At 70.7% G+C, this 25,864-nt stretch carries 26 protein-coding genes and 1 pseudogene; 16 read left to right on the top strand and 11 right to left on the bottom strand.

From position 1 onward, the window contains the following. The first annotated feature begins 4 nt into the window (after positions 1–4). Positions 5–919, top strand: coding sequence for a hypothetical protein (locus tag AMK16_RS25980; protein WP_338014478.1), 915 nt, complete (start codon positions 5–7; stop codon positions 917–919). 93 nt (positions 920–1,012) lie between these two features. Here the strand turns inward: AMK16_RS25980 and AMK16_RS38350 are convergent, their stop codons facing one another. Continuing rightward, positions 1,013–1,366, bottom strand: coding sequence for a hypothetical protein (locus AMK16_RS38350; protein ID WP_073919770.1), 354 nt, complete (start codon positions 1,364–1,366; stop codon positions 1,013–1,015). A gap of 210 nt (positions 1,367–1,576) precedes the next feature. Between AMK16_RS38350 and AMK16_RS25970 the strand changes: the two are divergent. From AMK16_RS25970 to AMK16_RS38560, 3 genes and pseudogenes are all read left to right on the top strand, one after another. Then, a pseudogene (locus tag AMK16_RS25970) lies at positions 1,577–1,837 on the top strand (DedA family protein); the annotation flags it as partial. Then, on the top strand, positions 1,837–2,442 hold the full coding sequence (locus AMK16_RS25965; protein WP_073919769.1) for a phosphatase PAP2 family protein: 606 nt from the start codon (positions 1,837–1,839) through the stop codon (positions 2,440–2,442). The pseudogene AMK16_RS25970 and the gene AMK16_RS25965, both read left to right, overlap by 1 nt. Beyond that, positions 2,439–2,945, top strand: a complete 507-nt coding sequence (locus AMK16_RS38560; RefSeq protein WP_443333608.1) for a cold-shock protein — start codon at positions 2,439–2,441, stop codon at positions 2,943–2,945. Before AMK16_RS25965 ends, AMK16_RS38560 begins: the two co-directional genes overlap by 4 nt. A 10-nt stretch (positions 2,946–2,955) precedes the next feature. Here the strand turns inward: AMK16_RS38560 and AMK16_RS25955 are convergent, their stop codons facing one another. Both AMK16_RS25955 and AMK16_RS25950 read right to left on the bottom strand, forming a co-directional pair. Beyond that, the gene (locus tag AMK16_RS25955) at positions 2,956–4,179 is read right to left on the bottom strand and encodes a PP2C family protein-serine/threonine phosphatase (protein WP_073919767.1); all 1,224 of its coding nucleotides are present in this window, start codon (positions 4,177–4,179) and stop codon (positions 2,956–2,958) included. 185 nt (positions 4,180–4,364) lie between these two features. Next, positions 4,365–5,264 (bottom strand): helix-turn-helix domain-containing protein, encoded by a 900-nt coding sequence (locus AMK16_RS25950; protein WP_073919766.1) that lies wholly within the window; start codon positions 5,262–5,264, stop codon positions 4,365–4,367. Between the two features lie 370 nt (positions 5,265–5,634). Between AMK16_RS25950 and AMK16_RS25945 the strand changes: the two genes are divergently transcribed. From AMK16_RS25945 to AMK16_RS25935, 3 genes are all read left to right on the top strand, one after another. Continuing rightward, a complete protein-coding gene (locus tag AMK16_RS25945; protein WP_073919765.1) occupies positions 5,635–7,071 on the top strand; it encodes an ice-binding family protein in 1,437 nt (478 codons plus the stop codon). Positions 7,072–7,219: 148 nt separating this feature from the next. Beyond that, entirely contained in the window at positions 7,220–7,924 is a 705-nt protein-coding gene (locus tag AMK16_RS25940; protein WP_242438908.1) for a DUF5819 family protein, read from the top strand. Positions 7,925–7,985: 61 nt separating this feature from the next. After that, positions 7,986–8,996 carry an HTTM domain-containing protein gene (locus AMK16_RS25935; protein WP_107417266.1) on the top strand — a complete coding sequence of 337 codons (1,011 nt, stop codon included), beginning with the start codon at positions 7,986–7,988 and terminating at the stop codon, positions 8,994–8,996. A gap of 137 nt (positions 8,997–9,133) precedes the next feature. On the opposite strand, the gene AMK16_RS25930 is transcribed toward AMK16_RS25935, so the two are convergent. The 4 genes from AMK16_RS25930 to AMK16_RS25915 all read right to left on the bottom strand — a co-directional run bounded on the left by AMK16_RS25930 (position 9,134) and on the right by AMK16_RS25915 (position 11,996). Further along, complete coding sequence (locus tag AMK16_RS25930) at positions 9,134–9,445, bottom strand: SCO5918 family protein (protein WP_073919762.1); 312 nt, start codon at positions 9,443–9,445, stop codon at positions 9,134–9,136. Positions 9,446–9,494: 49 nt separating this feature from the next. Continuing rightward, positions 9,495–9,899: a CBS domain-containing protein gene (locus tag AMK16_RS25925; RefSeq protein WP_073919761.1), complete on the bottom strand. Its 405-nt coding sequence runs from the start codon at positions 9,897–9,899 to the stop codon at positions 9,495–9,497. A 46-nt stretch (positions 9,900–9,945) separates the two neighbouring features. After that, positions 9,946–11,460: a DEAD/DEAH box helicase gene (locus tag AMK16_RS25920; RefSeq protein ID WP_073919760.1), complete on the bottom strand. Its 1,515-nt coding sequence runs from the start codon at positions 11,458–11,460 to the stop codon at positions 9,946–9,948. Between the two features lie 332 nt (positions 11,461–11,792). Then, entirely contained in the window at positions 11,793–11,996 is a 204-nt protein-coding gene (locus AMK16_RS25915) for a cold-shock protein (RefSeq protein WP_073919759.1), read from the bottom strand. Between the two features lie 425 nt (positions 11,997–12,421). Here AMK16_RS25915 and AMK16_RS25910 point away from each other — a divergent pair, with 425 nt between their 5' ends. Next, positions 12,422–12,943, top strand: a complete 522-nt coding sequence (locus AMK16_RS25910; protein WP_073919758.1) for a DUF1203 domain-containing protein — start codon at positions 12,422–12,424, stop codon at positions 12,941–12,943. Between the two features lie 28 nt (positions 12,944–12,971). Here AMK16_RS25910 and AMK16_RS25905 read toward each other — a convergent pair whose 3' ends face one another. Both AMK16_RS25905 and AMK16_RS25900 read right to left on the bottom strand, forming a co-directional pair. Continuing rightward, positions 12,972–13,238 (bottom strand): hypothetical protein, encoded by a 267-nt coding sequence (locus tag AMK16_RS25905; protein WP_443333607.1) that lies wholly within the window; start codon positions 13,236–13,238, stop codon positions 12,972–12,974. Positions 13,239–13,442: 204 nt separating this feature from the next. Then, positions 13,443–14,243: an alpha/beta fold hydrolase gene (locus tag AMK16_RS25900; RefSeq protein WP_079191721.1), complete on the bottom strand. Its 801-nt coding sequence runs from the start codon at positions 14,241–14,243 to the stop codon at positions 13,443–13,445. Positions 14,244–14,304: 61 nt separating this feature from the next. Here AMK16_RS25900 and AMK16_RS25895 point away from each other — a divergent pair, with 61 nt between their 5' ends. Then, positions 14,305–14,724 (top strand): MarR family winged helix-turn-helix transcriptional regulator, encoded by a 420-nt coding sequence (locus AMK16_RS25895; RefSeq protein WP_073919757.1) that lies wholly within the window; start codon positions 14,305–14,307, stop codon positions 14,722–14,724. Between the two features lie 104 nt (positions 14,725–14,828). Next, positions 14,829–15,311 (top strand): hypothetical protein, encoded by a 483-nt coding sequence (locus AMK16_RS25890; protein ID WP_143196871.1) that lies wholly within the window; start codon positions 14,829–14,831, stop codon positions 15,309–15,311. An 86-nt stretch (positions 15,312–15,397) separates the two neighbouring features. Here AMK16_RS25890 and AMK16_RS25885 read toward each other — a convergent pair whose 3' ends face one another. Further along, the gene (locus AMK16_RS25885) at positions 15,398–16,069 is read right to left on the bottom strand and encodes a hypothetical protein (protein ID WP_073919755.1); all 672 of its coding nucleotides are present in this window, start codon (positions 16,067–16,069) and stop codon (positions 15,398–15,400) included. A gap of 152 nt (positions 16,070–16,221) precedes the next feature. Between AMK16_RS25885 and AMK16_RS25880 the strand changes: the two genes are divergently transcribed. From AMK16_RS25880 to AMK16_RS25855, 6 genes are all read left to right on the top strand, one after another. Beyond that, complete coding sequence (locus AMK16_RS25880) at positions 16,222–16,965, top strand: SDR family NAD(P)-dependent oxidoreductase (RefSeq protein ID WP_073919754.1); 744 nt, start codon at positions 16,222–16,224, stop codon at positions 16,963–16,965. Between the two features lie 193 nt (positions 16,966–17,158). Beyond that, positions 17,159–17,575 (top strand): SseB family protein, encoded by a 417-nt coding sequence (locus AMK16_RS25875; protein WP_073919753.1) that lies wholly within the window; start codon positions 17,159–17,161, stop codon positions 17,573–17,575. Next, a complete protein-coding gene (locus AMK16_RS25870; protein WP_073919752.1) occupies positions 17,575–18,132 on the top strand; it encodes a hypothetical protein in 558 nt (185 codons plus the stop codon). The genes AMK16_RS25875 and AMK16_RS25870 overlap by 1 nt, the downstream gene beginning before the upstream one ends. Before the next feature lie 29 nt (positions 18,133–18,161). Continuing rightward, a complete protein-coding gene (locus AMK16_RS25865) occupies positions 18,162–22,772 on the top strand; it encodes a putative T7SS-secreted protein (protein WP_073919751.1) in 4,611 nt (1,536 codons plus the stop codon). Next, positions 22,769–23,266: a hypothetical protein gene (locus AMK16_RS25860; protein ID WP_073919750.1), complete on the top strand. Its 498-nt coding sequence runs from the start codon at positions 22,769–22,771 to the stop codon at positions 23,264–23,266. Before AMK16_RS25865 ends, AMK16_RS25860 begins: the two co-directional genes overlap by 4 nt. A 347-nt stretch (positions 23,267–23,613) precedes the next feature. Then, positions 23,614–24,861 (top strand): PP2C family protein-serine/threonine phosphatase, encoded by a 1,248-nt coding sequence (locus AMK16_RS25855; protein WP_073919749.1) that lies wholly within the window; start codon positions 23,614–23,616, stop codon positions 24,859–24,861. Between the two features lie 111 nt (positions 24,862–24,972). Here the strand turns inward: AMK16_RS25855 and AMK16_RS25850 are convergent, their stop codons facing one another. Further along, the gene (locus AMK16_RS25850; protein WP_073920023.1) at positions 24,973–25,689 is read right to left on the bottom strand and encodes a TetR/AcrR family transcriptional regulator; all 717 of its coding nucleotides are present in this window, start codon (positions 25,687–25,689) and stop codon (positions 24,973–24,975) included. Between the last annotated feature and the right edge of the window lie 175 nt (positions 25,690–25,864).

Here is a 25,864-nt window from a genome sequence, read left to right as displayed (position 1 = left end):
AACCATGAGCGGTATGCCGAACAGGGAATCCGGGGACATCGCCGCGGGCGGCTCGGCGGCGCCGCAGGCGCCCCTCCCGGGCGGCATGACACCATTCGACGACATCTACGATCAGCCGGATCCCCGGGGCTACTTCCGGGCACTGGGCGCACTGGACTACCAGGCACCTCATCACGGACAGAGCGTCTTCCGGCGGGCGGTTGCGGCCCTCACACCGACAGCCCGCGCGGGGGAACCGGTGACCGTACTGGACATCTGCTGCTCCTACGGCATCAATGCCGCCCTCCTCAACCATGAGGTGACGCTGGACGACCTCTACGCCCACTACACCTCGCCGCAGGCCACCGCCCTCACCACGGCCGACCTGATCGAATGGGACCGCAGTTATTACGCGGCTCGACGGCGCCGTGACCCGGCCCGGGTGCTCGGACTGGACATGGCCGTGAACGCCATCTCCTACGCGTGCGAGGTCGGCCTGTTGGAGCAGGGCTTCGCCGAGAACCTCGAAGCCGCGGCGCCCTCCGCCTCGCTGCTCCGCGCCGCGGAGCACGTCCGCCTGATCACGATCACCGGAGGGGCCACCTTCCTGTCCCCCCGTACCTTCCAGCCGATCCTGACATGCGCCGAGGGGCCGGTGTGGGTCGCGGCCCTGGTGCTGCGCACCACCTCCTACGAACCGATCGCCGCATGCCTGGCTTCAAACGGCCTGGTCACCGAGACGGCCACCACGCGCACGTTCCGGCAACGACGCTTCACGGACGCCGACGAACAGCGCTACGCCGTCCAAGCGGTGACCGCGGCCGGCCATGACCCGCACGGCAAGGAGACCGACGGCTACTTCCACACCGTGCTGCACCTGTCACGCCCGCCACACGACACGACGGCATTCCCGCCGGCCGGTCTGACGCCGAACCCGTGAAGCCCTGAAGCCGTGAAGCCGTGAACCCGTGAATCCACAACGGTGCGCGGGGTGCGGGAACCGGGGCCCCGGACTCGCTGCCACCCGCGCCGGTCAGCCGTCCTGCCCTTCACCCTGCGCGATCTCCACGTCGTGGTGCAGGCTCACGAGCCCGGTGGCGGCTCCCGCACCCGTCGCGGCCGAGCAGGCGAGCAGCAGGCAGGCCACCGCGAGGGCCAGGCCGTGGTGGGTGGCCGCCGGCTGGAGCAGGGCTTTGACGCGTTGCGGTACGGGGCCGCCCGCGGCTCCCGCGGTGAAGGAAGGACGGGCGGACACGCCGGCGTTCCCGGCGAGGGCCGCGCGACCGATGGCCCGTGCTGTCAGGTTGCGGTCGCCGACCACCGTCGCGGCGGCTTCGTCGGCGACGCGCTCGACGGCCAGCCCGATGGCGTCGCGCAGTCCGCTCATGGCGGGATGGCAGCGGGCGGCGAGCTCGGAGGCGTGCCAGGGGGGACACGGTGAGTGTGCCGGCGAGGAGGAGGGCGCCGAGTGCTGCCAGCCAGCCGCCTGCCAGCACACATGCCGTGGCGGTCAGTGCCCACATCGCGGCCGCGGGTCGCAGGCGTGGAGCGGCCCACCGCGCGAGCGCCGGCGCCGTGAACGGCATCAGCAGGGGTCGTGGTGCGCACGGTCCTGAACCCGCTCGCCGGGGCGCTCGACGTCCCGGCCCGGGTCTTCACCCTCTGGCAGGTCGCCGGTGGCCTGCTCTGGACCTTCGCCCTGGTGCTGGCCGGGTACGCCCTCGGCTCTTCCGTCCCCGATGTCGACCGTTACCTGCTGCCGATCATCGCCCTGCTCGTCGCCGTGTCCCTGCTGCCGCCGGCAGCCGAACTCCTCCGCTCCCGGCGGGCCGCCGCACGCCGCAATGAGGCCCCTTGATGAATCCCGCATACGACGGCTCGGCGATCGACGGCCCGGCCTATCTCGACATCGTCGGCCTCGCCCACCGGGCCCCCGGCTGGGTCGACAGTCTGATCGCCGGGTGGTCGGCCTACGGGCTGGGGGTGTTCGCACTGCTGATGCTCGTCGCCTGGTGGCAGGCCCGCCGCGCGGGCACCCCGGCCGCGGTCACCGCGCTGGCGGCCCCCGTGGTCACCGTTCTCGCCTTCGGCGTCGACTCCCTGCTGAAGCTGGCCGTCCGCGAGGACCGGCCCTGCCGGCAACTGCACGTGCTCACCCTCGAAGCGTGCCCCGCACCCGGTGACTGGTCCTTCCCCAGCAACCACGCCGCCCTCGCCTCGGCCTCTGCCTTCGCGCTGCTCCTCGTGTCGCGCCGGCTGGGCGTCATCGCCCTGTCGGCAGCGGCCTTGATGGCCGCCTCACGGGTGTGGGTGGGTGTGCACTACCCGCACGACGTCATCATCGGGTTCGCCGTCGGCGCCCTCGTCGCGGTCCTCGCCACCGGCGCGGTGCGCCGCAAGGAGAGCGAGCTCGCCACCCGCTTCAAGGAAGGCCGGCTGCGGCCCCTGCTGGCCGCGACGTGAGCCCGGCACTGGCGACGAGGACGGGCCGCTCCAGCGCGTGGTCCGCCACGGGCGCCTGCCGAGTGCACTCACGCTGGGCTCCGCTGCTTCACGCCCCCGCTCACGCCCTCCCCACCGGTCGGCATCGGGCGGACAGTGTCGCCTTCTGGATCCGAGCAGAGCGGAGAGGGGCAGGCGTGTCACCCTGCGGCGTCGTGAAGTGGTTCGACCCTGACCGGGGCATCGGTGTCATCAGCCAGGAGGGCGCCGGACCTGACGTTCAGGCAGAAGCCCTGGCGATCCGTGACAAGGACGGCCATCTGCGCCAGGGCGAGGAAGTCCTGTTCGACGTCACCTTGGACAGTGCGGGCCTGCGAGCCGACGACATCCACCGGCCGGTCCGGGGTGAGACCCGGCCCGAACGGATCGAACACGGCGGACAGGGGGTCTGCCGAACGTGGCCGTGTCCGTACCGAGCGGCTGTATCCGCACCTCGCCGCCAGGCGCGGTTTCCCTGTTGTTGACGTCGCGGCTTCAGCGAAGAACCGCGAGGTGGTCGCCGGCGCCGCCGCGCCATTCGATCATGAAGAGGGTGGCGTCGTCGCTCGTGCGTCCGCCGCGTTCCCTCTTCAGCGTGTGGGAGAGCCGGCGCAGGTCCGCCCGCATCCCACCGGACGGGTCGGCGCCCAGGCGGTTGACGCAACGGATGAGGCGTTCCTCCCCGAACTGCTCTCCGCCGGCGACGTACTCCTCGATGATGCCGTCGGTGTAGCACAGCACCCGGTCGCCCTGCTGCAGCAGATGCTTCCTGATCTGGGGCATCTCACCGCCGAAGCCGACGGGCAACGTCGTCGCGCTCTCCAGCTGCCGCACGACCTTGCCGCCGCGGATCAGCAAGGGCGCGGGGTGGCCCGCATTGACCAGCTCCAACTCGCCGGTGGCGATGTTCACGTGCATCAGCTGCGCCGTGACGAAGTGGTCGGGACCGAACTGCCGGGATACGGCGTCGTCCATGAACACGTACTTCTCGGCCAGGCTGATGAACACGCGCCGGGCGTGCCGGTAGGCACCGATGGCCACGGTTGCCATGGCGGCGGCGTCCAGACCGTGGCCCATCGCGTCGATCACGGCCGCGTGCAGGATGTTGTCGTTGAGGGCGTAGTCGAAACTGTCACCGGCAACGCGGTAGGCGGGTTCCAGGGTGCCGGCCACCGCTACCTGCGGCACGGTCATCGTCAGCGGCGGCAGCAGGCCCCACTGGATCTCCGCGGACACGCTCATCACCTCCCGACGCCGGGTCTGGAAGAACTGGTCGGTGTAGGCGTTCTTGACGACCAGTGTGTCCGCGACCAGGCCGGCCAGCCGGCGCAGCATCCGCCGGTCGTCGTCGCTGACGGTGTCGAGGGTCAGGGCCAGCACACCCACCTGGTCGCCGCCGTCCAGCAGCGGCAGGTACATCCGCACGCCGTGCTCTTGCGGCACCTCGACGACGTCCGCGCTCAGGAAGGCCTGGCCGGCTGGGGAGTCGTCCACCGGCTCGGGCCGGCCGACGTGCAGCTTTTCACCCCGAAGCGGCACCAGCAGCTCCTGCGCGTAATCCTGGAGCAGGAGGGAGACATCACGGCCACCGATCATGGCCACCCCCTCCGCGATCAACGGGGCGATCAGTTGCGGTGGCATCAGCTGCGCCCGGTCCAGCAGCAGGCCGAGCAGCCGCTCGCCGAACCCCTCCGACCGGTTCTCGCTCTCCTCACCCATGACGCGGTGTGTCACCTCCTCCCTGCCTGCCCACGCCGGTCACCGCTTCCGCACACCGTGGCCCGGAAAGCCGTCGGAGCGGCTCATTACGCCCATGCGCGGCATGTCGGCCCGTGCACTCCGCGGCGGAACACCGGGCCGCACGGCCGGTACCGGAACGCCGTTGACGGATGCGCCCCGCCAGGTCATGGATGGGGCGGGAGCAACGGGTCGTGGGACGTGGGGAATTGCGTGTCGCCGTACGCCTCGATGCTTGCGGTGATGAACCGCGTGGTGCTGTCCGGGCTCAGCGCGCGGGCCTGCAGGTGGGCGTACATATCGCCGTAGAGCCGCACATCGGAACGTTTCTCCAGATAGAGGTCACTGGTGAACCTCTCCAGATACACCACGCTCGCATCGGTGGCGTCGGCGAATTCGAGCAGTGTGAACTGTCCCGAGGCACCGGGGTGGGCCCCCACCTCGTGGGGGAGGACCTGAACGGTGATGTGCGGCTGGGCGCCCAGGTGGGTCAGATGTTCGAGCTGTTCGCGCATGACGTCCCGGCTTCCTACGACGCGCCGCAGAGCGGATTCGTCCAGCACGGTCCATAAGCGCAGCGGGTCGAGGGCATTGAGCCGGTCCTGGCGCCGCATGCGTACCGTGAGGCACATGGCGGCCTGGCCGGCGGGGGCGTGAGGGATCGTTCCTGCGATGACCGCCCGGGCGTAGGCGGGGGTTTGCAGCAGGCCCGGGATCAGCATGGGCTCGTAGGTCCGGATCGTGGCGGCCTCGGCCTCCAGGCCGATGTAGGCGCCGTAGGGGACGTCGCCGTACGCGTTCCACCAGCCCTGCCGGCCCGATTCCCGGGCGAGCTGCATCAGGTCGTCGACGAGTTGTCGGTCCTGAATTCCGTACAGCCCGCAGAGATCTCGTACGTCGCGCGGCTTGACGAGGCGGCGGCCGTTCTCCATGAGACTGATCTTGGGCTGGGAGATCAGAAGTCGTTGGGCCACTTGCTGCGTTGTCATACCGCTCGCCTGCCGGAGCCGGCGTAGCTCCGACCCCAGCCGACGCCTGCTGACGGTGGGATTGATGTCGACGCCCACAGAGTGCGTTCCTCCGCTCCGAAAAACCTTGTTCTGATGACCAGAATGGCACGCCCCAGGGGTAGTTGGATTCCCCCTCCGTACCGTGTCGCGCCGACGGGGCAACCGTTTCTCCGCCGCCGCCGCCGCGCCCCTTCCCGCCGTCCCGACCGCGACGCCACACGAATGTCCACTTACTGCACAAGGCTCATCGGATCCATTTAATTCTTTATATGATTTCCTGTCGGCGCAAATGGTGAATTTCGAGAAACCGCCCGATGAATGCGGGCCGGTGCGAGTTTCTCCGTAATATGCCATCGACAAAGACGGTCCTGTGTGTGTCCGGGACCGTCGATGACGCGACCATCCACTCACAGGAGTTGGCCCCTCGATGACGCTGAAAATCTCCGGCGCGGCGCTACGGCGCACCACGCCCCTCTGGATCGCGACGGCTCTCGCCACGGTGATCGCCTCGGCTGTGGTTGCGGTGACGCCGACCCCCGCGGAAGCGATCGCATCGCCTGTACCCCTGGGCACAGCCACCAGCTTCGCCGTGCTGGCCGGCTCGGAGATCACCAATACCGGCCCCACGGTGATCACCGGTGACCTCGGAGTGAGCCCGGGAACTGCCATCAGCGGATTCCCGCCCGGCACCGTGATGGGCACCCTGCACTCGGGGCCGGTCGACCCGGTGGGCCTCCAGGCCAAGAGCGACCTGGTCGTGGCCTACAACAACGCCGCCGGACAGGCCTCGGACGCGATCCTTCCCCCGGACGTCGGGGGCCTGACGCTGGTCCCGGGCGTGTACACCGCCCCCTCCACCCTCGGACTCACCGGCACCCTCACCCTGGACGCCCAGAACAACCCGAACGCGGTGTGGGTCTTCCAGGTCGGTTCGAGTCTGACGACGGCATCCTCCAGCAGCGTCTCCCTCATCAACGGGGCCTCACCCTGCAATGTGTTCTGGCAGATCGGGAGTTCGGCCACGCTCGGCACCGACACCGACTTCATCGGCACCATCATGGCCCTGACCTCCATCTCTCTTACCACGGGGGCGGACCTCGACGGACGGGCGCTGGCCCGTAACGGCGCGGTGACGATGGACACCAACGTGATCAACCGCGGGACGTGTGCCGCAGGCACCACCGGCGGGACCACCGGCGGGACCACGACCACGGGCGGTCTGGTCACGGGTGGTGTCATCGCCGGCACCACGAGCGGGACCACGGGCGGGACCACGGGCGGCACTGCGACCGGTGGTACGACCGCCGGCACTGCCACGGGAGGTGTGCTCGGCGGCGTGCTGGGCGGCGCGACGACGGGCGGCGGCGTGCTCGGCGGCGTGCTCGGCGGCTCGACGACGGGCGGCGGCGTGCTAGGGGGCGTGCTCGGCGGCTCGACGGCCGGTACCGTCGCGGGCACCACGACGGGCGGCACCGCGGGCCCGACCACGGGTGGAACGCTCGGTGGCACGACAGGAGGCGGCTACCCCAAGCCGCCCGGCAAGCCCGGTCACCACACCCCGGGCTTCCCGGGTCACGGCATTCCGGGGATCCCCGGTCACGAGATGCCCGGCAAGCCTGGACACGGCGGCCACGACGAGCACGGCGGACGCGGGGAGCACGAGGGACCCGGCGGGCACGACGAGCACGGTGAGCACGGCGATCACGGTGAGCACGGCGGCCACGACGAACACGGCGGGGACGACGAGCACGGCGGCCACGACGAGCACGGCGGACGCGGGGAGCACGAGGGACCCGGCGGGCACGACGAGCATGGCGGGCACGGCGAGCACGACGGCCACGACGGCCACGACGCGCGGGCGTAAGTCGCAAGGCGGGCTGGCTGCCTGGGCAGTCAGCCCGCCTCGTGCGGCTGGGACGGACGGCGCCCGGAAGCCGGAAGGAACGCAAACATGAACAGTCGAGACGGGAAGGCCGGGTGGGGCCGTGCTGGGTGGTGTGACATCAGCCGACGTGAAGGAACCGAGGCGCTGCGAGGCCGGGGCGGGGGCCGATGGGCGGGGCGGTGAGCCGCAGGCGTACGGGGGTGAGCGCAGACCGCGCAGTCCGCTCACGGCGGGTACCGCGGCCGTGGTCGTCCTGTGTCTGGCCACGGCGCTGGTCCATGTCCTCCTGGTGTTTCTGCACGTGGCGCCGCCGAACGCGGTGTCGCAGCTGTACAGCCGGCCGATCAACGCGTGGGTCCATCCCCTGTTCGAGCAGAACTGGCGACTGTTCGCCCCGGACCCGGAATCGGTCAACCGGCAGATCTCCGCGCGGACGAGGAGGACGGCCGCCGACGGCACCACGGAGGTCAGCGGCTGGTTCGACCTGAGTGCCGTGGACACCTCCGCCGTCGAGCACAATCCCTTCCCGAGTCACACGGAGCAGAACATGCTGCGGCGGGCCTGGAGTTCGTACCTCGAAGCGTTCGGTGGTGACGACCAGCCGCGTTCGGAGCGGGCCGTGATGATGCAGACGTACCTGCGCAACATCGCGGCGGATCGCGTCGCCGCCCACCGGCGCGGCTCGTTCGACTCCATCCAGCTGCGGGTCATCACGCTCCCCGTCACCACCCCGGACCCCGCAGGCGGCGCTCGCCAGGCCGCGGCGGGCCCCAAGCCCCTGGAGACCCGTTACCTGCCCTGGTGGAAGGTGGCCTCCCATGCCGCAGACTGACCCGACACCGACACCGGCAGCCGCCTCCGCCCGCCCCCCGGCTCAGCGCGTGCTCGACCGCATGGGCGCGCTGCTGTCCCTGCTGGTGGAGCGGCCGGTCTCCCTGTACGCCGCAGCGGTCCTGCGCATCGGATACGGGCTGCTCTACCTCGTCTTCCTGTTGCGGGAGTTCCCGCACCGCGACGAGATCTGGGGCCCGGGCTCGCCGTGGACACCCGCGCTGGCGGAGCAGCTCTTCGACCAGACGGGGTGGGCCAGTGTCCTCACCCTGTCCGACAGCCGGGCCTATTTCGAGGTCTGTTACGCGGCCGCCGTGCTCACGTCCGCACTCTTCATGCTGGGCTGGCGTACCAGGGCCGTGTCCGTCCTGTTCGCGGTGGTGGTGGCGTCCTTCCACGCACGGGCGATCTTCATGACGGACGGAGGCGACAACCTCATCCTCCTCATGTCCGTGTATCTCGTCTTCACCGCGTGCGGCCGGCACTGGTCCCTCGACGCGCACCGCAATCGCGGTCCGGCAGCGGACGGCGGCCGTCCGGGCAGCCGGTTCCACGACTTCCGCCGGACGGCGGGCACCGTGCTCCACAACTGCGCCATGCTCGTCATCGCCGCACAGGTCTGCTTCCTCTACGGATCCGCCGGCCTGTACAAGGTGCAGGGCAGCTCCTGGAGCAACGGGACCGCCCTGCACTACGTGCTGAACCTCGAACTGTTCCGGCCGTGGCCCGCACTGTCGCTCATGCTGGACGAACACCCGGTCGTGATCGCCATCGCCGGCTACCTGACGGTGCTGCTCCAGGTCGCCTTCCCGTTCGTCCTGTTCGGCAGGCTGAAATACCCTGTGCTGACGATGCTGTTGGGACTGCACGTGGCCATCGCGGTCCTGCTGGGACTGCCTCTCTTCTCCGCCGTCATGATCGTCGCGGATGCCGTTTTCCTCCCGGACCGCTTCTACCGGTCCCTGGGCCGACTGCGACCGCGCACCCTCCGGGCGGCAGGCTCGGGGAAGAGACCGGATCCGGCCCGGAGGCAATCCGCACTCGTACCGGCGCAGACCCACCCTGGCGGCTGAGCGCCCGGGCCCGGGCATGACGCCGACGAACCCGCTGGTACGCGCAGAAGGCCCGACCGGCATCCGGTCGGGCCTTCTCACTGTGCGGGTGTCGACGCGTGCGGGTGTCGACGCACACCATGCCGTCGGTCAGACGGTCAGACGGCCACCGGGATGCCGAGCATCGCGGAGGCCTGCTGGAGCGGGCTGAGGACGCGCGCGGGCGCGGCGACCCGGGGAAGGCCACGGCAGGTGAAACCGAGCTGGGTCATGGCCCGCAGGACTTCCCCGATGCTGAAGTCGCGGCGGTCCTGACGTGTGATGACCTGCCCCACCTGCTTGACGGGGTAGGTACGACGACCGATGATCACGGACTCGCCGATGACCGGCTCGGGCTTGACGCCCTTCATCGATTCCAGGACGCCGCTCTTGGTCAGGTCGAACGGGAAGCGGGCGATGACGCAGCGCATGATGCCTCACAAGGAGAGGGGGTGAATGGTCCGACCGCGGTGAGGTGGTTCAGCGTGCGAGCGCGAGGACGCCCAGCGCGCTGCCTTGTTCGTCGACGACGGGCAGCGCGACGAGCCGGCGGTAGTGCATGGCATGTTCGGCTTCGGCCATGCTGGTCAGGGGCGAGGTGAACGGTCCGCGCTCGCCGAGGACGTCCCGCAGCCGGATCCGGTCGCTGTACGCCTCGCTGTCACGGACGGCGACGAGCCGGGTCTGGGTGACCAGTCCGGTGCACAGACCGTCCTCGTCGCAGACGAGCAGATGGCCCGCCCGGGCACTGGCCATGACGGACAGGGCCACCTCGACCGTCATGTCGTCGCAGACCTGTGGACCGGCCGCCTCCATGGCGTCGTCCACCGTCCGGAGCACGGGGTTGGCATTCACCGAGCGGGGCTGCATCTGGACCAGCGTCAAAACATGCCTCCTGCAGAGATGGGTCAGTTTCCTCAGCACGTGGTGCTCAGGCCGCCGCGTCAAAGGCGGACTGGCGCACACTCACGCGCCGGGCTGCCGACGCGGGACTGCGCCGGCCCCGGGAGGCCGCGCTCCGCCTGGGCCGCTCGGACACCGGTGCGGTGATGGTGACGGGGATACCGGAGGGGGCCTGGGCGCCGGTGATGCGGTGGAGGGCTTCATCGCCCGCGCGGACCTGGGTGGTCTGCGGGGTGATACCGGCGGCGGCCATGAGGCGGGTCATGTCACGGCGCTGGTTGGGGGTGACCAGGGTGACCACGCTGCCCGACTCGCCGGCGCGGGCGGTGCGGCCGCCGCGGTGCAGGTAGTCCTTGGGGTCGGTGGGCGGGTCCACGTTCACGACGAGGTCGAGGTTGTCGACGTGGATGCCGCGCGCCGCGACGTTGGTCGCCACCAGGACGGTGACGTGCCCGGACTTGAACTGGGTCAGGGTCCGGGTCCGCTGAGGCTGCGACTTGCCCCCGTGCAGGGCTGCGGCTCGGACCCCGCTGTCGAGGAGGTCCTGGGTGAGGCGGTCGACGGCGTGCTTGGTGTCCAGGAACATGATCACCCGGCCCTCGCGGGCGGCGATCTCGGTGGTCGCCGCGTGCTTGTCCGCGCCGTGGACGTGCAGCACGTGGTGCTCCATGGTGGTGACCGCGCCGGCCGAGGGGTCGACGGAGTGCACGACCGGGTCGGTCAGGTAGCGGCGCACGAGCAGGTCGACGTTGCGGTCGAGGGTGGCGGAGAACAGCATCCGCTGGCCCTCGGGGCGCACCTGGTCGAGCAGGGCGGTGACCTGCGGCATGAAGCCCATGTCGGCCATCTGGTCGGCCTCGTCCAGCACCGTGATGCCGACCTGGTTCAGCCGGCAGTCGCCCCGGTCGATGAGGTCCTTGAGGCGTCCGGGGGTGGCGACGACGATCTCGGCGCCGTTCCTGAGCGCGTTGGCCTGGCGGCCGATGGGCATGCCGCCGACCACGGTCGCCAGACGCAGCTGCACGGCGCGGGCGTAGGGCGTCAGCGCGTCGGTGACCTGCTGAGCGAGTTCCCGGGTCGGCACCAGGATCAGCGCCAGGGGCTGGCGGGGCTCGGCGCGTCGTCCGGCGGTGCGGGCCAGCAGGGCCAGGCCGAAGGCGAGGGTCTTGCCGGAGCCGGTGCGTCCGCGGCCCAGTACGTCGCGGCCGGCGAGGGTGTTGGGCAGGGTCGCGGCCTGGATCGGGAACGGCACCGACACGCCCTGGGCGCCGAGCGCGGCCAGCAGCTCCGCGGGCATGTCGAGGTCGGCGAAGGCTTCGACGGCCGGCAGGGCGGGAGTGATGGTCTTGGGCGGGGCGAATTCACCCTGCACCGCGGCGGGTCGCCTGCCGTAGCCGCCGGAGCGGCCTGCGCCGCCCGAGCGGCTCGGGGCGGGGGAGCCGAAGCGGCTTCCCCGACCCGAACCGGATCCGGAATCGAGAGCAGGACCGCCAGTGCGGCTGCGAGTACGGGCAGAGCGGTCGTTCGTACGTGTGGGGTTCATGCAGAACCTTCCTTGATACGGCACGTATCAAGGAATTCCCGCAGCGGCAATGCAGCGCGGGGAATCACAAGAACGGGCCGGTGGAATGCGAAAGCGGAACTGGCGCACGGAAGATCCGTGTCGGCGCAGGCGCTGAAAATGGGGGTGATGCGGCAGGTACGTACATGCAGGACATCGCCATGGGGAGCGGCGCCGAGGAGGCCCGTGATCAGGTGAGAGGTCCGTGGGGGGCGGTCATCCCGCGGGCGAAATCACCGCGGAAAAGTCCCGCAGCAGCGGGGATCCGCACCTCGAAGGGTGCGGGCCCCGGCTACGACGTCAGGTGTCGGGCGTCAGGCGGGAACGATGTTCTCGGCCATCGGGCCCCTCTGGCCCTGCGCGATGTCGAAGATGACCTTCTGGCCTTCGAGGAGCTCGCGGAAGCCCTGGGCGGCGATGTTCGAGAAGTGGGCGAACACGTCAGCGCCGCCACCGTCCTGCTCGATGAAGCCGAAGCCCTTCGCCGCGTTGAACCACTTCACAGTGCCGGCAGCCATGTCATATCTCCTTTGGGGCAGTACGCCGGCATCCGTGAGGTACGGCTGCCGGGTCGCCGCGATGATGCCCCGCCCGGAAAACCGAGATGTAAAGCGCTTTCAGCGACCGGAACATACGGGTGAAAACGCTTGAAATTTTGGGAACCACGACTGCAACTGAGATCGACAGTAGCATGTCGTAGCGGTCCGAGTACGTTAAATCATTCCCCTTTGTTTACTACGCCAAAAACCCTTCCCGCGCAGAACGCCAAACCCTCATCTCGCGGTCACAGATATTGGCCCACTCGAAGCACAGCATCCTGGAGAACGCGCGCACCTCCCCGGCGGATCAGCACGAGGCCGCCTCCCGGCGTCGTGCGGGTGCGCACCGACGCGACGTCGCTTTCCTGCCAGCAGGTCCACGGGCGTCGGACCAGCATGGACGCATGACCAGGTACACCGTGCTCCCCATCGACGCAGCCGCCCTCAGGGAACTGCGGACCGCCGACGACGCAGGCCGTTCCTGCGTCCCGTACACCGCGACCCGCGACGACACCGGCTCCCCGCTGCGCTGTTGCCTGAGCCCCATCGGGCTCGGTGAGCGCATTGCCCTCGTTTCGTATGCTCCGTTGCGACGCTGGGCCGCCGCGGAGGGTGCGCTCCCGGGCGCGTACGACGAACAGGGTCCCGTCTTCATCCACGCCGAAGACTGCGGCGGGTTCACCTCGGGCGAGAACTACCCCTTCGACCGGCCGGGCGCCCTGCGTACCGTGCGCCGCTATGACGCCCGGGGCCGTATCGCCGGTGGCCGCCTGCTGGAGATCCCGGTCGACACCACCGCCGGCTTCGAGACGGCCTTCGACGATGCGTTCGGCGACCCGGACGTGGCGCTCGTGCACGTCCGGGCCGTGGAATACGGATGCTTCCACTTCGAGGTGCGCCGTCCGGCCGCCGGGGGACGCGGATGAAGGGGGTCTCCCGGCGCCGCCCCTCGGGTCAGGGAGTGTCGCCGTCCCAGAGGAACGGTCCCTCACGGTCGTCGGCCGCCGCGGGACTGTAGAGGGCGCGCCCACCGGGCCCGAACAGGCCCCGGTCGGTGACCAGGAGCACACCCTCCACCCGTTCCTGTTCCGGCAAGTTGGTGACGTCGAGCAGCTGGCCGTCGAGAGGACCGCCCACCAGCCGCACGTACGCCCGCCCGGGAGCAGGCCGCACCCAGTAGCCCTCGTCGCCGCAGTACACCCGCTCATCCATCGTGCCCATCCCGCCCGACTGCCCTCCCCAGGGTCCCGACCCCCTCCCCGAACGGGTCGACCCGCGCATGCCCGCTCTCAGGCAAACGCCGTCCGGGTGGCGGCGGCCCCACTACCGGGACCATCTTCCCTCACTCGTCCACACGGGGCGGGCGCGGGCAGCCGGCCGACCCGCTTGCGACCCATCGGCGGGGAGGGGAGGGGCCGTCAGCGGTCACCCGGTCGTGACGGAGCCGGTACTCGTCCGGCGCAGGTGGGCTTCGATCAGGGCGAAGGTGGCTTCCGGTTGTTCGATCTGCGGAAGGTGGCCTGCCTCCGGGATGACCTCCAGCCGGCCGTTGCCGAAGGCTGCGCTGTACGCGGCGCCGTAGGCGGGCGTGACGATGCGGTCGCTCTCCCCCCAGAGCAGGAGGGCGGGCACCTGGACACGTCCGAGCCGGCACAACAGTTCCGGGTCGTGCATGGAGGGGTCGCCCGCGAGGGTTCGCATGGTGGCCATGTTGCTCTGCCGGATTGCGAGCTGGTCGGCCGGGATGTCCGCGGGGTCGAGGTAGTAGCGGTCCGGGTCGTGCCAGGAGTGTTCCGCTACGCCACGGGCGTCGAGGGCGAAGAAGTCCGTGATGGGTTCCGTGGCGATGTGCACGCCGACGGGGTCGATCAGGACGAGACCGGTGATGACTCCCGCGGTGTCGCGCACGGCCATCTCGGCGGCCGTCCAGCCGCCGAGCGAGGATCCGACGACGAGGACGTCGCGCAGCCGGCGCTCGTGCAGGAGGCGCAGGTAGGCGAGGGCGAGGTCGTCGATGCCGGTGAGCCAGTCGGGGCGGTGGGTGCCGTCCCAGCCGGGGTGCACGGGGGTGATGGTGTGCGCGTTTCGGGAGAGGCGCCCGGCGAGGCCGGAGACCGTCGCCGGGCCCCCGCCGCCGTGCAGGATCAGGACGGGCCTGCCGGCTCCGGCCTCGGACAAGGTGAGGGACAGGTCGCCGTGGACGGCTGTGGTGAGGTCTGCAAGCATGCCCCCACCCTAACTAAAGATGTTTAATTAAACTAGCTGGCATCGGGCGTAGAATCGGTCCATGCATGGCGAACTGCAAGAACTAGGCCGAGCGGTCAAGCAAGTCCAGTACCGGCAGCACCGTGCGCTCGACGGCGCCCTGTCGGCCGTCGGCACGACGCTGGCGCAATGGGACGCCCTGCGCGCCATCAGCCGCTCACCCGGGGCATCGGGCCGCGCCCTGGCCGCGGCGACGTTCCAGACCGAACAGGCCTTCGGGGCGCTCGTCGGCCGCCTGACGGCCAAGCGTCTGGTCGAGCGCCGGCCGGGACACGGGCGGCGCATCGAGCACCACCTGACGCCCGCGGGCGAACAGATCCTGGCGGCCGGCCACAAGGTCGCCGACGAGGTGCTCGCCCGCTGTTTCGCCGCCTTGTCCGCCACCGATCGCGCGGCCCTGCTCGACCTGCTCCAGCACCTCATCACGGAACCGGACGCATAGGCCGGAGGGCCGGCCGGACCCACCCGATGGGCGCAGGTCAGGAGCGGAGGGTTCCGACCACCCCGGCCCTGGCCCCCGAGGCCGCCAGATCGCATACTCCTCCCATGAGGGGGATGGACGACAAGCCGCGCAGCAGCCCGTTGGTACCCGACGCGGTGGCGGCGGAGATCGCACGACACGACTGGGAGTCGGTGGAGTGCGGGTGCGGGCGTTCCGCCCTGCACCTGGAGGACACGTTGTGGGCGGCGGCCGAGGGGCATCCGGCGGCGTTCCGCGCGCTGGAGGGGCACGCCTTCGCGGGGAAGCGGCTGGCTCCGCCCGCCCCGGCGGTGTCGGGGGTGCTGATGGCCGTGTGGGAGGCGGGACCCCCGCGCCGGGCGACCCGCGAGGCACTGCTGTGGACGGTGCTGGCACTGCTGGGCACGGAGGACGACGGGAGCTCCCACGAGGCGGGCCTGTACGGGCAGTCCACCGCGTTCGTCCGCCGAGGGCTCCCGGCGATCCACCGGGAGGCGGCGCACGCCCCGGGCACGGTGTCCGCCGCCTACGCCGGGGGCATCGTGGACATCCTCGGTCTGCGGGCGTGAGCGCCTGCGGCGCGAGGGGGGGCCGCGCGGCCGTCACCCGCCGGTTGCGCGGGACGGTAGCCCCTCCCCCTCCCCCCTCTCTCCCCTCACGCCGACAGGTCGACGCCGATGGCGTAGCCGATGCTCGCGGCTTCGTCCGCGACAGTTGCGAAGGGCACCGTGCTGTTGAGAGCGCGGACCGTCTTCCGGCTGAGTGGCCTGAGGGCATACACCTCGCGTACCGCCTCGATGTCGACCGTGGTTTCGTAGTAGGCCTCGGCGAACCGCTGGAACGCCTCCGGCGCCGGGTCGAGCAGCAACTGGAAGAGCCAGCCGGAACCGTCGGGATCCGCGTGGCCTTCCGGGAAGTCGATCTCGCCTGCCTGCCACCGCTCGCTGCCCGCCTCCCGCCATATGCAGGCGGTCACGCGCGGGACGCCGTCGTCCGTGAAGGCCGGCTCCTCGACGCAGCCCTGGAACACCTCGGGGACCGAGTCCACCACCCCGGGCCATGGCACGTCGTTGACGTAGGGGCTCATCGGTGACTCGTGGTCGAAGCCCCGGAGATACGCACCCGCTTCGCAGAAGACGATGTCGAACTCATCGCCCGCGCCATTGCGCATCGAGGCGGTCTCCTCCGTCTGCGACCGCGTCGCGCTGAACGAGTAGTACCGCTCACCATCCGGGTTCAGTACCGCCTCCACCATGGCCATGGACCGGCAGAGGTCCCGGAGCACCGGGACGTCGGGGAGCGCGCGGGCGACATCATGAGCAGTCATGCGGACATCCAAGCGGACGCCACTGACAGGGCCAGCGTGCGTCGGCTCGAGGACAACCCGCTTGCGGCGGGCCGACCTCGTGCTGTGCCGGAGAAACTCATGTAGATCTCGTCCGAGCGAAGTGGCCCTTCCCGCCTCGATGAGGAGACCTCGTGGATCACAGGACCAGCCGGATTCTGGTGACGGGTTCCGCCGACGGACTGGGGCGGGCCGCAGCCCACTCCTTGCTGTCCGCGGGACACGAGGTAGTGGTGCACGCCCGCAGCCACGAGCGCGCGGCCGGCCTCGCCCCTCTGCTGGAACGTGGAGCAGGCATCGTGGTGGGCGACTTCACCGACCGCGCCGCCGTACGGCGCATCGCGGCGGAGCTGAACGACGCGAAGCCGCTGGATGCGGTCATCCACAACGCCGGCGTGTGGAGCGGCCCCGCGGTCATGCCGGTCAACATCATCGCGCCGTACCTGCTCACGGCCCTGCTGCGCGCACCACGACGGCTCGTGTACCTGAGCAGCGGTTCGCACTTCGAGGGTCGCGCCCACCCCTCTCTGGCCGGCATCGACTGGCAGGGTGAGCACGCGGGCTCCTACGCGGACAGCAAACTGTTCGTCACGGCGCTCGCGGCCGCTGTGTCCCGCCTGCGCCCTCGGGTGCTGAGCAATGCGGTGGATCCGGGCTGGGTGCCGACGAAGATGGGCGGCTCCCAGGCGCCGGACGATCTCGAACTCGGCCACCGGACGCAGGAGTGGCTGGCGACGAGCGACGATGCCCAGGCCATGACGAGCGGCGGGTACTGGTACCACCGCCGGCGCCGGCAACCGCACCGCGCGGTCCACGACCGGGCGTTCCAGGACCGCCTGGTGCAGGCGCTGGCCGACGAAACGGGCGCCTCCCTCTGACCGTGTGCGGTACGCACCCTCGTGCCCGCGGACGCCTCCCGCCCGGCGCCCGAGACGTTGGGCGGAAGGACCGGCGTCCCGTCCACAGGCGCCCTGTGCGCAGCCCTCCCCGACGGACCGTGCCCGGTCCCGACAGACGGTCACGGTACTGTCGTGTCTTGGGTGTCGATCGCTCTGGAGGGGGACACACGACATGGAGCTGACGGCCGAGATAGCCGCCTACCGGGCGGGGACGGGCGATCCGGGGCGCCTGGTGGGTGAGTTCCGGCGGGCTGTGCTGCTCGTTCCGCTCGCCGAGGGGTCCACGGATCCGGAGGGCGGGCTGATGTCGGCCGTCTCGGGCGGGATCCGCTGGCTGTACGCGTTCACGGACGAGGAGGCCCTCGCCCGCTTCGCCGGGGCCCGCGGGGAGGCCGACCGGGAGTGGCCCTACCTGGCGGTCCTCGGTGCGCGTCTGACAGATGCGGTCGTTCCGGAGGCGGACGGGCCCGCGGGAATCGCGGTGAACGTGGCGGATGCGGACGGGTCGATGCTGTTCCCGCCCGTCGCCGGGATCGTCCCCGATGCGTGTGCCGTGGACGTCGAGGGCGGCCTCGGGGACGTGGCCTGATGTCCGGCGACGGTGACCTGGAGGTCTCGCCGCAGGCGGTGGCCGCGGTGCAGAAGGGGTTGCGGGCGGCGATCTCGGAGCTGCGCGAGTCGGGGGACGCAGCCGGCGCCTCGCAGGGCGCGGGTTTCGAGAACCTGTCGATGACCGCGATGGAGACGGGGCACGGCGGGCTGTCGAAGGACTTCGAGGACTTCTGCGAACGCTGGGAGTGGGGCGTGCGCAGCCTGGTGCAGAACGCCAGCACGCTGGCCCGCTCCCTCGGTATCGCGGCCGGCACCGTGTGGGAGGAGGACCACTACGTGCAGGGTGCGTTCAAGGTGGCCGCGAACGCCGCGTACGGCAATCCGCATGCCAGTGAGGACGAGATCGAGGAGAAGTCCTGGGGCGACATCTTCCGTGCGGACGTCTACAAGCCGGATTACAGCAAGGAGTCGTTCGACAAGAGCGCCGAGGACATCGAGAAGACCTGGTCCGACACCAAGGACAAGGTGACCTCGACGGGGAAGATCGGGTCGCTGAAGGATCTGCTGGATCAGACGAAGGGCAACGGGGGCTGAGGGCTGATGGCAACGGGGGTTGAGAGCTGATGGGCTGGCGGGATTTCGTACCGGACTCGGTCGAGGACGTCGTCGAGGACGGCGCGGAGAAGGTCGGCGACTTCGTCGAGTGGGGCGGGGACAAGGTCGCCGACCTGGCCGATGACGTCGGGCTGGAGGACGCCGGCGACTGGGTCCGCGACAAGAGCCGCTCGGCCGCCAACCAGCTCGGCGCCGACGTCTCCGAGCTCGAACTGGGCCAGAGCGACGACCCCCGGAAGCTGGTGTACGGCAGCGTCTCCAAGATCCGTGCGCAGGTGTCGCACCTGAACGACTTCAAGGCGGCCTTCGAGTCGGTCGGCAACGGCCTGAAGAGCATGACCCAGCCCGAGGGCCTCAAGGGCAAGACCGCGGACACCTTCCGCGAGACCGTCGCCAAGGAGCCGCCGCGCTGGTTCAAGGCTGCCGACGCGTTCGGGAAGGCCGCCGACGCCATGGGACGGTTCGCCGAGACCGTCGAGTGGGCCCAGGGCCAGGCCAAGGAGGCCTTGGAGGACTACAACAAGGCCAAGAAGGCCTCCCAGGACGCCTACGACGCGCACAAGAAGCTCGTCGACACCTACAACGACGCCGCCAGGGCCAAGAGCGAGCACCTGCCGCCCCGCCCCTCGGAGACCTACGACGACCCCGGCAAGGCCATGGCCTGCGCCGCACAGGACAAGCTCGACACCGCCCGCAAGCAGCGCAACGAAGTCGCCGAGAGTGCCGCGACCGCGGTGCGCGCGGCCCGTGACGCCGCTCCGCCCAAGCCTTCCTACACCGAGCAGCTCGGCGACGGCCTGGACTACCTCGAACTCGCCAAGACGCACCTGGCCGGCGGTGTCGTCAAGGGCACGGCCGGCATCGTCGACTTCGCCCGCGCCCTCAACCCCACCGACCCCTACAACCTGACCCACCCGGCCGAGTACCTGACCCATCTGAACTCGACCGCGGCGGGCCTGGTCACCATGGCCAACGACCCCTGGGGCGCGGGCAGGCAGATGCTCGACGAGTTAATGAAGGACCCCTCCGAGGGCGTCGGCAAGATGCTGCCCGAACTCATCGGCTCCAAGGGCCTCGGCTCCCTCAAGAAGGTCGGCTCCGCCGCCAAACACCTCGACGACGTGCCGAGCGGCAAGGGCCGCAGCGGCCACAACGGCGATCCCGAGGGCACGGGGCGCCGGGGCAAGGAAGTCGTCTGCGACGGGGACCCCGTCGACATGGCCACCGGCCGGATGGTCCTGCCGCAGACCGACATCGCGCTGGCGGGCTCGTTCCCCATGGTCTTCACCCGGACCTTCGAGTCGTCCTACCGGGCGGGCCGGTGGTTCGGGCCGTCCTGGTCCTCGACCGTCGACCAGCGGCTGGAGATCGATTCCGAAGGCGTCGTCTTCGTGTGCGAGGACGGCAGCCTGCTTGCCTACCCGCACCCGGCGCCGGGCGTACCCGTGCTGCCGGCGCACGGCCGCCCGTGGCCCCTGGACCGCGACCGCGACACGTACACGGTCACCGACCCGGAGACCGGCTGCGTCCGCCACTTCACCCGGCACGACGGGGAGCTGGCGCTCCTGACGCAGATCGACGACCGCAACGGCCGGTGGATCGCGTTCGAGTACGACGGGGCGGGGGCACCGCAGGCCGTCGTCCACCACGGCGGCTATCACCTGAAGCTCACCACCGCCGGCGACCGCGTCACCGCCCTGCACCTTGCCGGAGCGGCGAAGGACGGCGCCGACCAGGAGATCCTCCGGTACGGCTACACCGACGGTCACCTCAGCGACGTCACCAACTCGTCCGGCCGCCCCCTGCGCTTCGGTTACGACATGCACGGGCGGATCACCTCGTGGACGGACACCAACGGCGGCCGGTTCGACTACGTCTACGACGAACGCCACCGCTGCACGGCCCAGGCCGGAGGCAACGGCCACATGGCGGCCCGGTTCACATGGGACGACACCGACCCGGAAACCGGCCTGCGCATGACGTCCATCACCGACGGGCTGGGAAACACCACCCGGTACCTCGTGAACGACCGTGTCCAGGTCGTCGGGCAGATCGACCCGACCGGAGCGGTCACCCGTTCCACATACGACCGCCACCACCGCCTGCTCTCCCGGACCGACCCCCTCGGCCACGTCACCGTCTGCGCGTACGACGACGAGGGCCGGCTGAAGGAGGTCGTGCGCCCCGACGGCCGGCGGACGCGCGCGGAGCACGACGGCATCGGCCTGCCCGTGCGCCTCACCCATGCCGACGGCACCGTCGTGCGTCAGAGCTACGACGAGCGGGGCAACCGCACCTCCTACACGGACGTCACCGGGGCGACCACCCGCTACACCTACGACGAAGCGGGACACCTCACCTCGGTGACCGACGCGCTCGGCGCCACCACGACCCTGCGGTGCAACGCGGCCGGCCTGCCGGTCGAGATCACCGACCCGTTGGGCGCCGTCACACGCTACGAACGCGACGCGTTCGGCAGGCCGACGGCCATCACCGACCCGCTGGGAGCGGTCACCCGCTTCGAGTGGACGGTCGAGAGCCTGATCGCGGCATGCACCGAGGCGGACGGTGCGCGTCGGACGTGGACGTACGACGGCGAAGGCAACTGCCGCAGGCACACCGACGCCCTGGGCCGGGCCACCGAATACGCATACACGGACTTCGACCTGCTGGTGGCCCGGACCGACCCGGACGGGGCACGCTACGAGTTCCGGCACAACGTCAACCTGCAGCTCACCTGCGTCACCAACCCCCAGGGCCTGACGTGGGAGTACGAGTACGACGCCGCGGGCCGCACCGTGTCCGAGACCGACTTCGACGACCGCTCGCTGCGCTACCGGTACGACACGGCCGGACGGCTGACCGAGCGGGTGAACGGGCTCGGTCAGACGACCCGCTTCGAACGCAACGCACTGGGCCAGGTCCTGCGCAAGGACAGCGAGGGCGCCGTCACCACCTATGAGTACGACGTCTTCGACGAACTCGCGGTGGCGGCCAACGCCGACGTCACCCTGGTACGCCTGCGCGACCGCTACGGACGGCTGACGTCGGAGACGGTCGACGGCCGCGAGCTGACGTACGACTACGACGCACTGGGCCGGCTCACGCAGCGGACGACGCCCAGCGGCGCCGTCACCACGCGAACCTACGACGCGGCCGGCCGCCCCGCCGAAGTCACCGCCTGCGGCCGCACGCTCGCCTTCGAGCGCGACGCGGCCGGCCGCGAGCTCGTCCGGCGCATCGGCGGGACGGTGACCCTGGCCCACCGCTTCGACGTGAGCGGACGCCTCGCCGAACAGCAGGTCACGGGTGGTGGCCGCACCCTGCAGCGCCGGGCGTACTCCTACCGCGCCGACGGGCACCTGGCCGCCGTCGAGGACCGGCTTTCCGGGACACGTTGCTTCGACCTGGATGCGGTGGGCCGGGTGACCGCCGTGCACGCGCCCGGCTGGTCGGAGACGTACGCCTACGACGCGGCGGGCAACCAGAGCGCCGCGGCCTGGCCCGCGAACCATCCTGGACAGGAGGCGACCGGCCCCCGCGCGTTCGAGGGCACCCGCATCACCCGGGCCGGTGACGTCCGCTACGAGCACGACGTGCAGGGCCGCACCGTCGTGCGACGGAAGACGAGGCTGTCGCGCAAGCCGGACACCTGGCACTACACGTGGGACTCGGAGGACCGGCTGATCTCCACCGTCACCCCGGACGGCACGGTGTGGCGCTACCGCTACGATCCCCTGGGCCGCCGCACCGCCAAGCAGCGGCTCGCCGACGACGGCAGCGCCGTCCTCGAGGAGACCCTTTTCACCTGGGACGGCGCCACGCTGTGCGAACAGGTCAGCCAGGGCGCCGCGCTGCCCCTGCCCGTCGCCCTCACCTGGGACCACCTGGGCCTGCGCCCGGTCGCCCAGACCGAGCGCAGGCTCGGCGGGGACACGCCGCAGGAGGCCGTGGACGCACGGTTCTACGCGATGGTGACCGACCTCGTCGGCGCCCCCACCGAACTCGTCGACGAGTCGGGCGACCTCGCCTGGCGGACCCGCAGCACGCTGTGGGGTACGACGACGTGGGCGAGCGGGAGCACGGCGTACACGCCCCTGCGCTTCCCCGGCCAGTACTTCGACCCCGAGACCGGCCTGCACTACAACCTGCACCGGCACTACGACCCCGAGACGGCCCGCTATCTCAGCACCGACCCCCTCGGGCTCGACCCCGCCCCCAATCCGGCGACCTACGTACACAACCCGCACACCTGGTCCGACCCCCTCGGTCTGAAGCCCTGCAAGATCCGGGTGTCCCCGGTCGCCTCCGACTGGGCGACGAAGGGCGCGCACATCCACATCCCGCTGAAGAAGGGGAAGGAGCACGAGGTCAGCATCACCGTGGACAAGGACGGCAACATCCAGGGCGCCCCCATCCGGCTGGAGGACGGCTGGGCGTCCGACAAGAGCGTCCAGCAGGCCGTGGACGCGGTGAACAACGACCCCAAGCTGCGCGCCGACCTCCTGGCCAAGGCCAAATCGGCCAAGGAACACATGGACACCCACAACTGGGGCAACTCGCAGAACCGTTCCGCGGAGATGCAGGCCCTCATCGACAAACTGGAGAACTGGCCGTGACCGGCATCGAATTCCTCGCTTCCTTCCTCACGACCGGGCGCCTGCACGGCATCGGCATCGGTTCCACCCTCGGCGAGGTCGACCGCGCCCTGCCGCACCGCTGCGTCGATGTCACCGGCGAGGGCGGCGCCTCGCTGCGCCGCGACTACGGGTTCGTCGAGTTCTACTTCAACCCCGGGGAGGAGTGGGTGATGTCCGGCGGGTCGATCGAGCTGCACCGCCTCGCGAACGCCCCCGAGCTGGCGGCGCGGTGGGCCGGGAGCACGGGTGTCGACTTCACCCCGTACACCGCCTGGGCCGACGTACGGGAGGCGCTCGGCGCCGCGGTCCCGGAGTTCACCGTCACCGACCAGGGCGGCTTCGTGGAGTACCGGGCGGAGGCCTCCTGTGTCTCCGTCCTCGTGGTGGACGACGAGGAGGAGGAGAGGGGCTACCACGCGGGCCACGGGGACGTGTGGAGCGTCAGCCTGTGGGCGCCCGTACGGGCGAACTGACACCGGAGCCGGCGCCGGACGTGCTGCCCCCTGACCCGCAGAAGCCGGCCCGGAGCCCCGCCATCCGTGCAGCCCCAAGCCTTCACCGGAGAAGCGGCACTCCGACCGTCACGACCCGCACCCCGGTCCCGGACGGGCCGGCGGCCGGGCGGGCGGCGGCGGGGCCCTCAAGGGCTCGTGGTGCAATGTGACCGGTGCGGTGCTGGACCGGCACGGGCCTTTCGCGCATCCGGGACATGTCCTGGCCGTCGTCGAGCAGTGAGGTGTGAGTCGCTGTGACCGCAGAAGAGTCGAACGGCGGACGGGCCCCTCGTCCCGCTGGGGGCGAGAGCAGCCGGGGCAGGGCGATGACCTTGGCGGGGACGCTGGAGGCGGCGGAGGCCGCGGCGCCCGTGGAGTCGCTCGACGTGGTGGCGCGCATGCTCAAGGAGCAGCTCGGGGCCGCGTCGGTGTCCTTCCTGATCACGGACTTCACCGGCAGTTCGGTCGTTCGGCTGGGGGCCGCGGGCAGTGTGGAGACCGGTGAGCCGGCCCGGCGCATCTCGCTGCGGGGCACCCTGTACGACGACGTGATCCGCACCCAGCAGCCGAGGGTGGAGGACGGCGGCGGGGGTGCGCTGGTGCGGGTCGTCGTCCCGGTGACCAACCGGGGGGACGCCATCGGGCTCCTCGAACTGTTCCTACCGACGGCGCCGGGCGAGGAGGTGCTGCGGGAGATCGGCGAGACCGCGCACGCGCTGGCGTACATCGTCATCGCCAACCGGTCCTACACCGATGTGTACCAGTGGGGCCGCCGCACCAGCCCGCTGAGCCTGGCCGCGGAGATCCAGCACCGGCTGCTGCCGGCGTCGCTGGCGTGTGAGGCGGCACAGTTCGCGGTTGCCGGGGCGCTGGAGCCCGCCGCCCACGTGGGGGGTGACACCTTCGATTACGTGATCGACCGGGACACGGTCCAGCTCTCGGTGACCGACGCCATGGGTCACGACGTCGGCGCCGCACTGCTGGCCACCCTGGTGATGGGCGCCCTGCGGCGGGCGCGGCGGGCGGGCGCCGGCCTCGCGGAACAGGCCCGCCAGGCTGACCAGGCCATGCGGGAGCACGGCGGCCGGGGATACGTCACCGGCCAGCTGTTGCGCATCAGCCTGATCGACGGCCGGACCGAGTTCGTCAACGCCGGGCACCCCTGGCCGCTGCGGATGCGGGACGGGGAGGTACACGAGATCGTTCCGAAGGTGGATCTGCCGTTCGGTCTCAGCTACCAGGTCTCGAACGCCAACACCTACCGGGTTCAGGCGCTGGACCTGCGGCCGGGTGACCGGCTGGTGATGGTGACGGACGGCATGCTGGAGCGCAACGCCGAGAGCCTCGATCTGCCGGATCTGATCATCCGCACCCGCGCGCTGCATCCCCGCGAGGCCGCCCGCACCCTCATCGGGGCGATCGTCGACGCCGGGCAAGGCCATCTGGACGACGACGCGACCGTCATGTGTCTGGACTGGCACGGCATCGCCAACTCCGAGCGTGACGCGGCCACCGGCGCCGACCTCACGGACGCCTCACGACCGTCGAGGACGGGACGGCTCTCTCCCGGGTGACGGCTCCGGACGGGTGACGGCTCCGGACGGGTGCCTCCGGATGTGGGGACGGGCCCGTGCTGCGGGGCCGCCGGGGGCGCCAGGGGTACACCCCGTGACAGGTGCGTGGGATCAGTCGGTGTCGAGTCCGTCGACCAAGCGGTTGAGGAACCGTGCGAAGGTGGCTTCTGGGGTGAGGGTGCGTCCGGGGGCACTGAGCGCTTCGGCGAGTTCTGGGTGGCATCCGTCGGCGGCGACAGCGGCGAAGTAGCGCGCCTCGGCGGCGGCCCGCTCCGGGGAGCGTGAGGCTGCGGCGTGCCCGATCTCGTAGGTGACGTGTCCGGCCACGAATGCGGTGAGCTGGGCGAAGACCTCCAGTTTCGCCGCGCCGTCCAGTCCGGTGGGCCGCAAGACGGCGAGCGCCTGTTCCAGGAAGGCCAGCGTGCGCGGGCCCGGCACGCGGCGGGTGGACAGGGCGGCGGGCAGCCAGGGGTGGCGCAGCATGTGGGCGCGCTGGAGGTGGGCGACGGTCTTCAGGTCGGCACGCCAGTCACCGGTGGGTGGATCCGTGAGGGTCAGTTCGCCGCTGACGTGATCGACCATCAGTTCCAGCAGGGTCTCCTTGTCGGGGGCGTAGCTGTAGAGCGACATGACACCGGCTCCGACGTGGGCGGCCACTCGCCGCATGGTGACCGCGTCGAGTCCTTCGGCGTCCGCCAGGGTGACGGCTGCCACGGTGATCGCCTCGCGGCTGAAGGAGGGCCTGCGGCCCCTTCGGGGCTCGGCGGGACGCAGCCAGAGCTGTTCGGGGTCGACGCCGGCGGCGCCGGGCCCTGCGTCACGGGACACGGTCTCGCGCTCCTTGTCTTGATCTTCATTGCCGGGGCGGCTTGCGAAGACCATCCAAGCATCCTCTATTCTCGTACAACGTACGGAATGAAAGAGAGGGAACGATGCACCCCTACACGCCCGAGACCGAAGCCGGATCCACATGGGTGCCGCCTGTCGGGAAGCCGCCGCTGTC

The organism is Streptomyces sp. CB00455 (assembly GCF_001905445.1).
Classification (GTDB): Bacteria; Actinomycetota; Actinomycetes; order Streptomycetales; family Streptomycetaceae; genus Streptomyces.
This window is presented reverse-complemented; position numbering and strand designations above follow the sequence as displayed.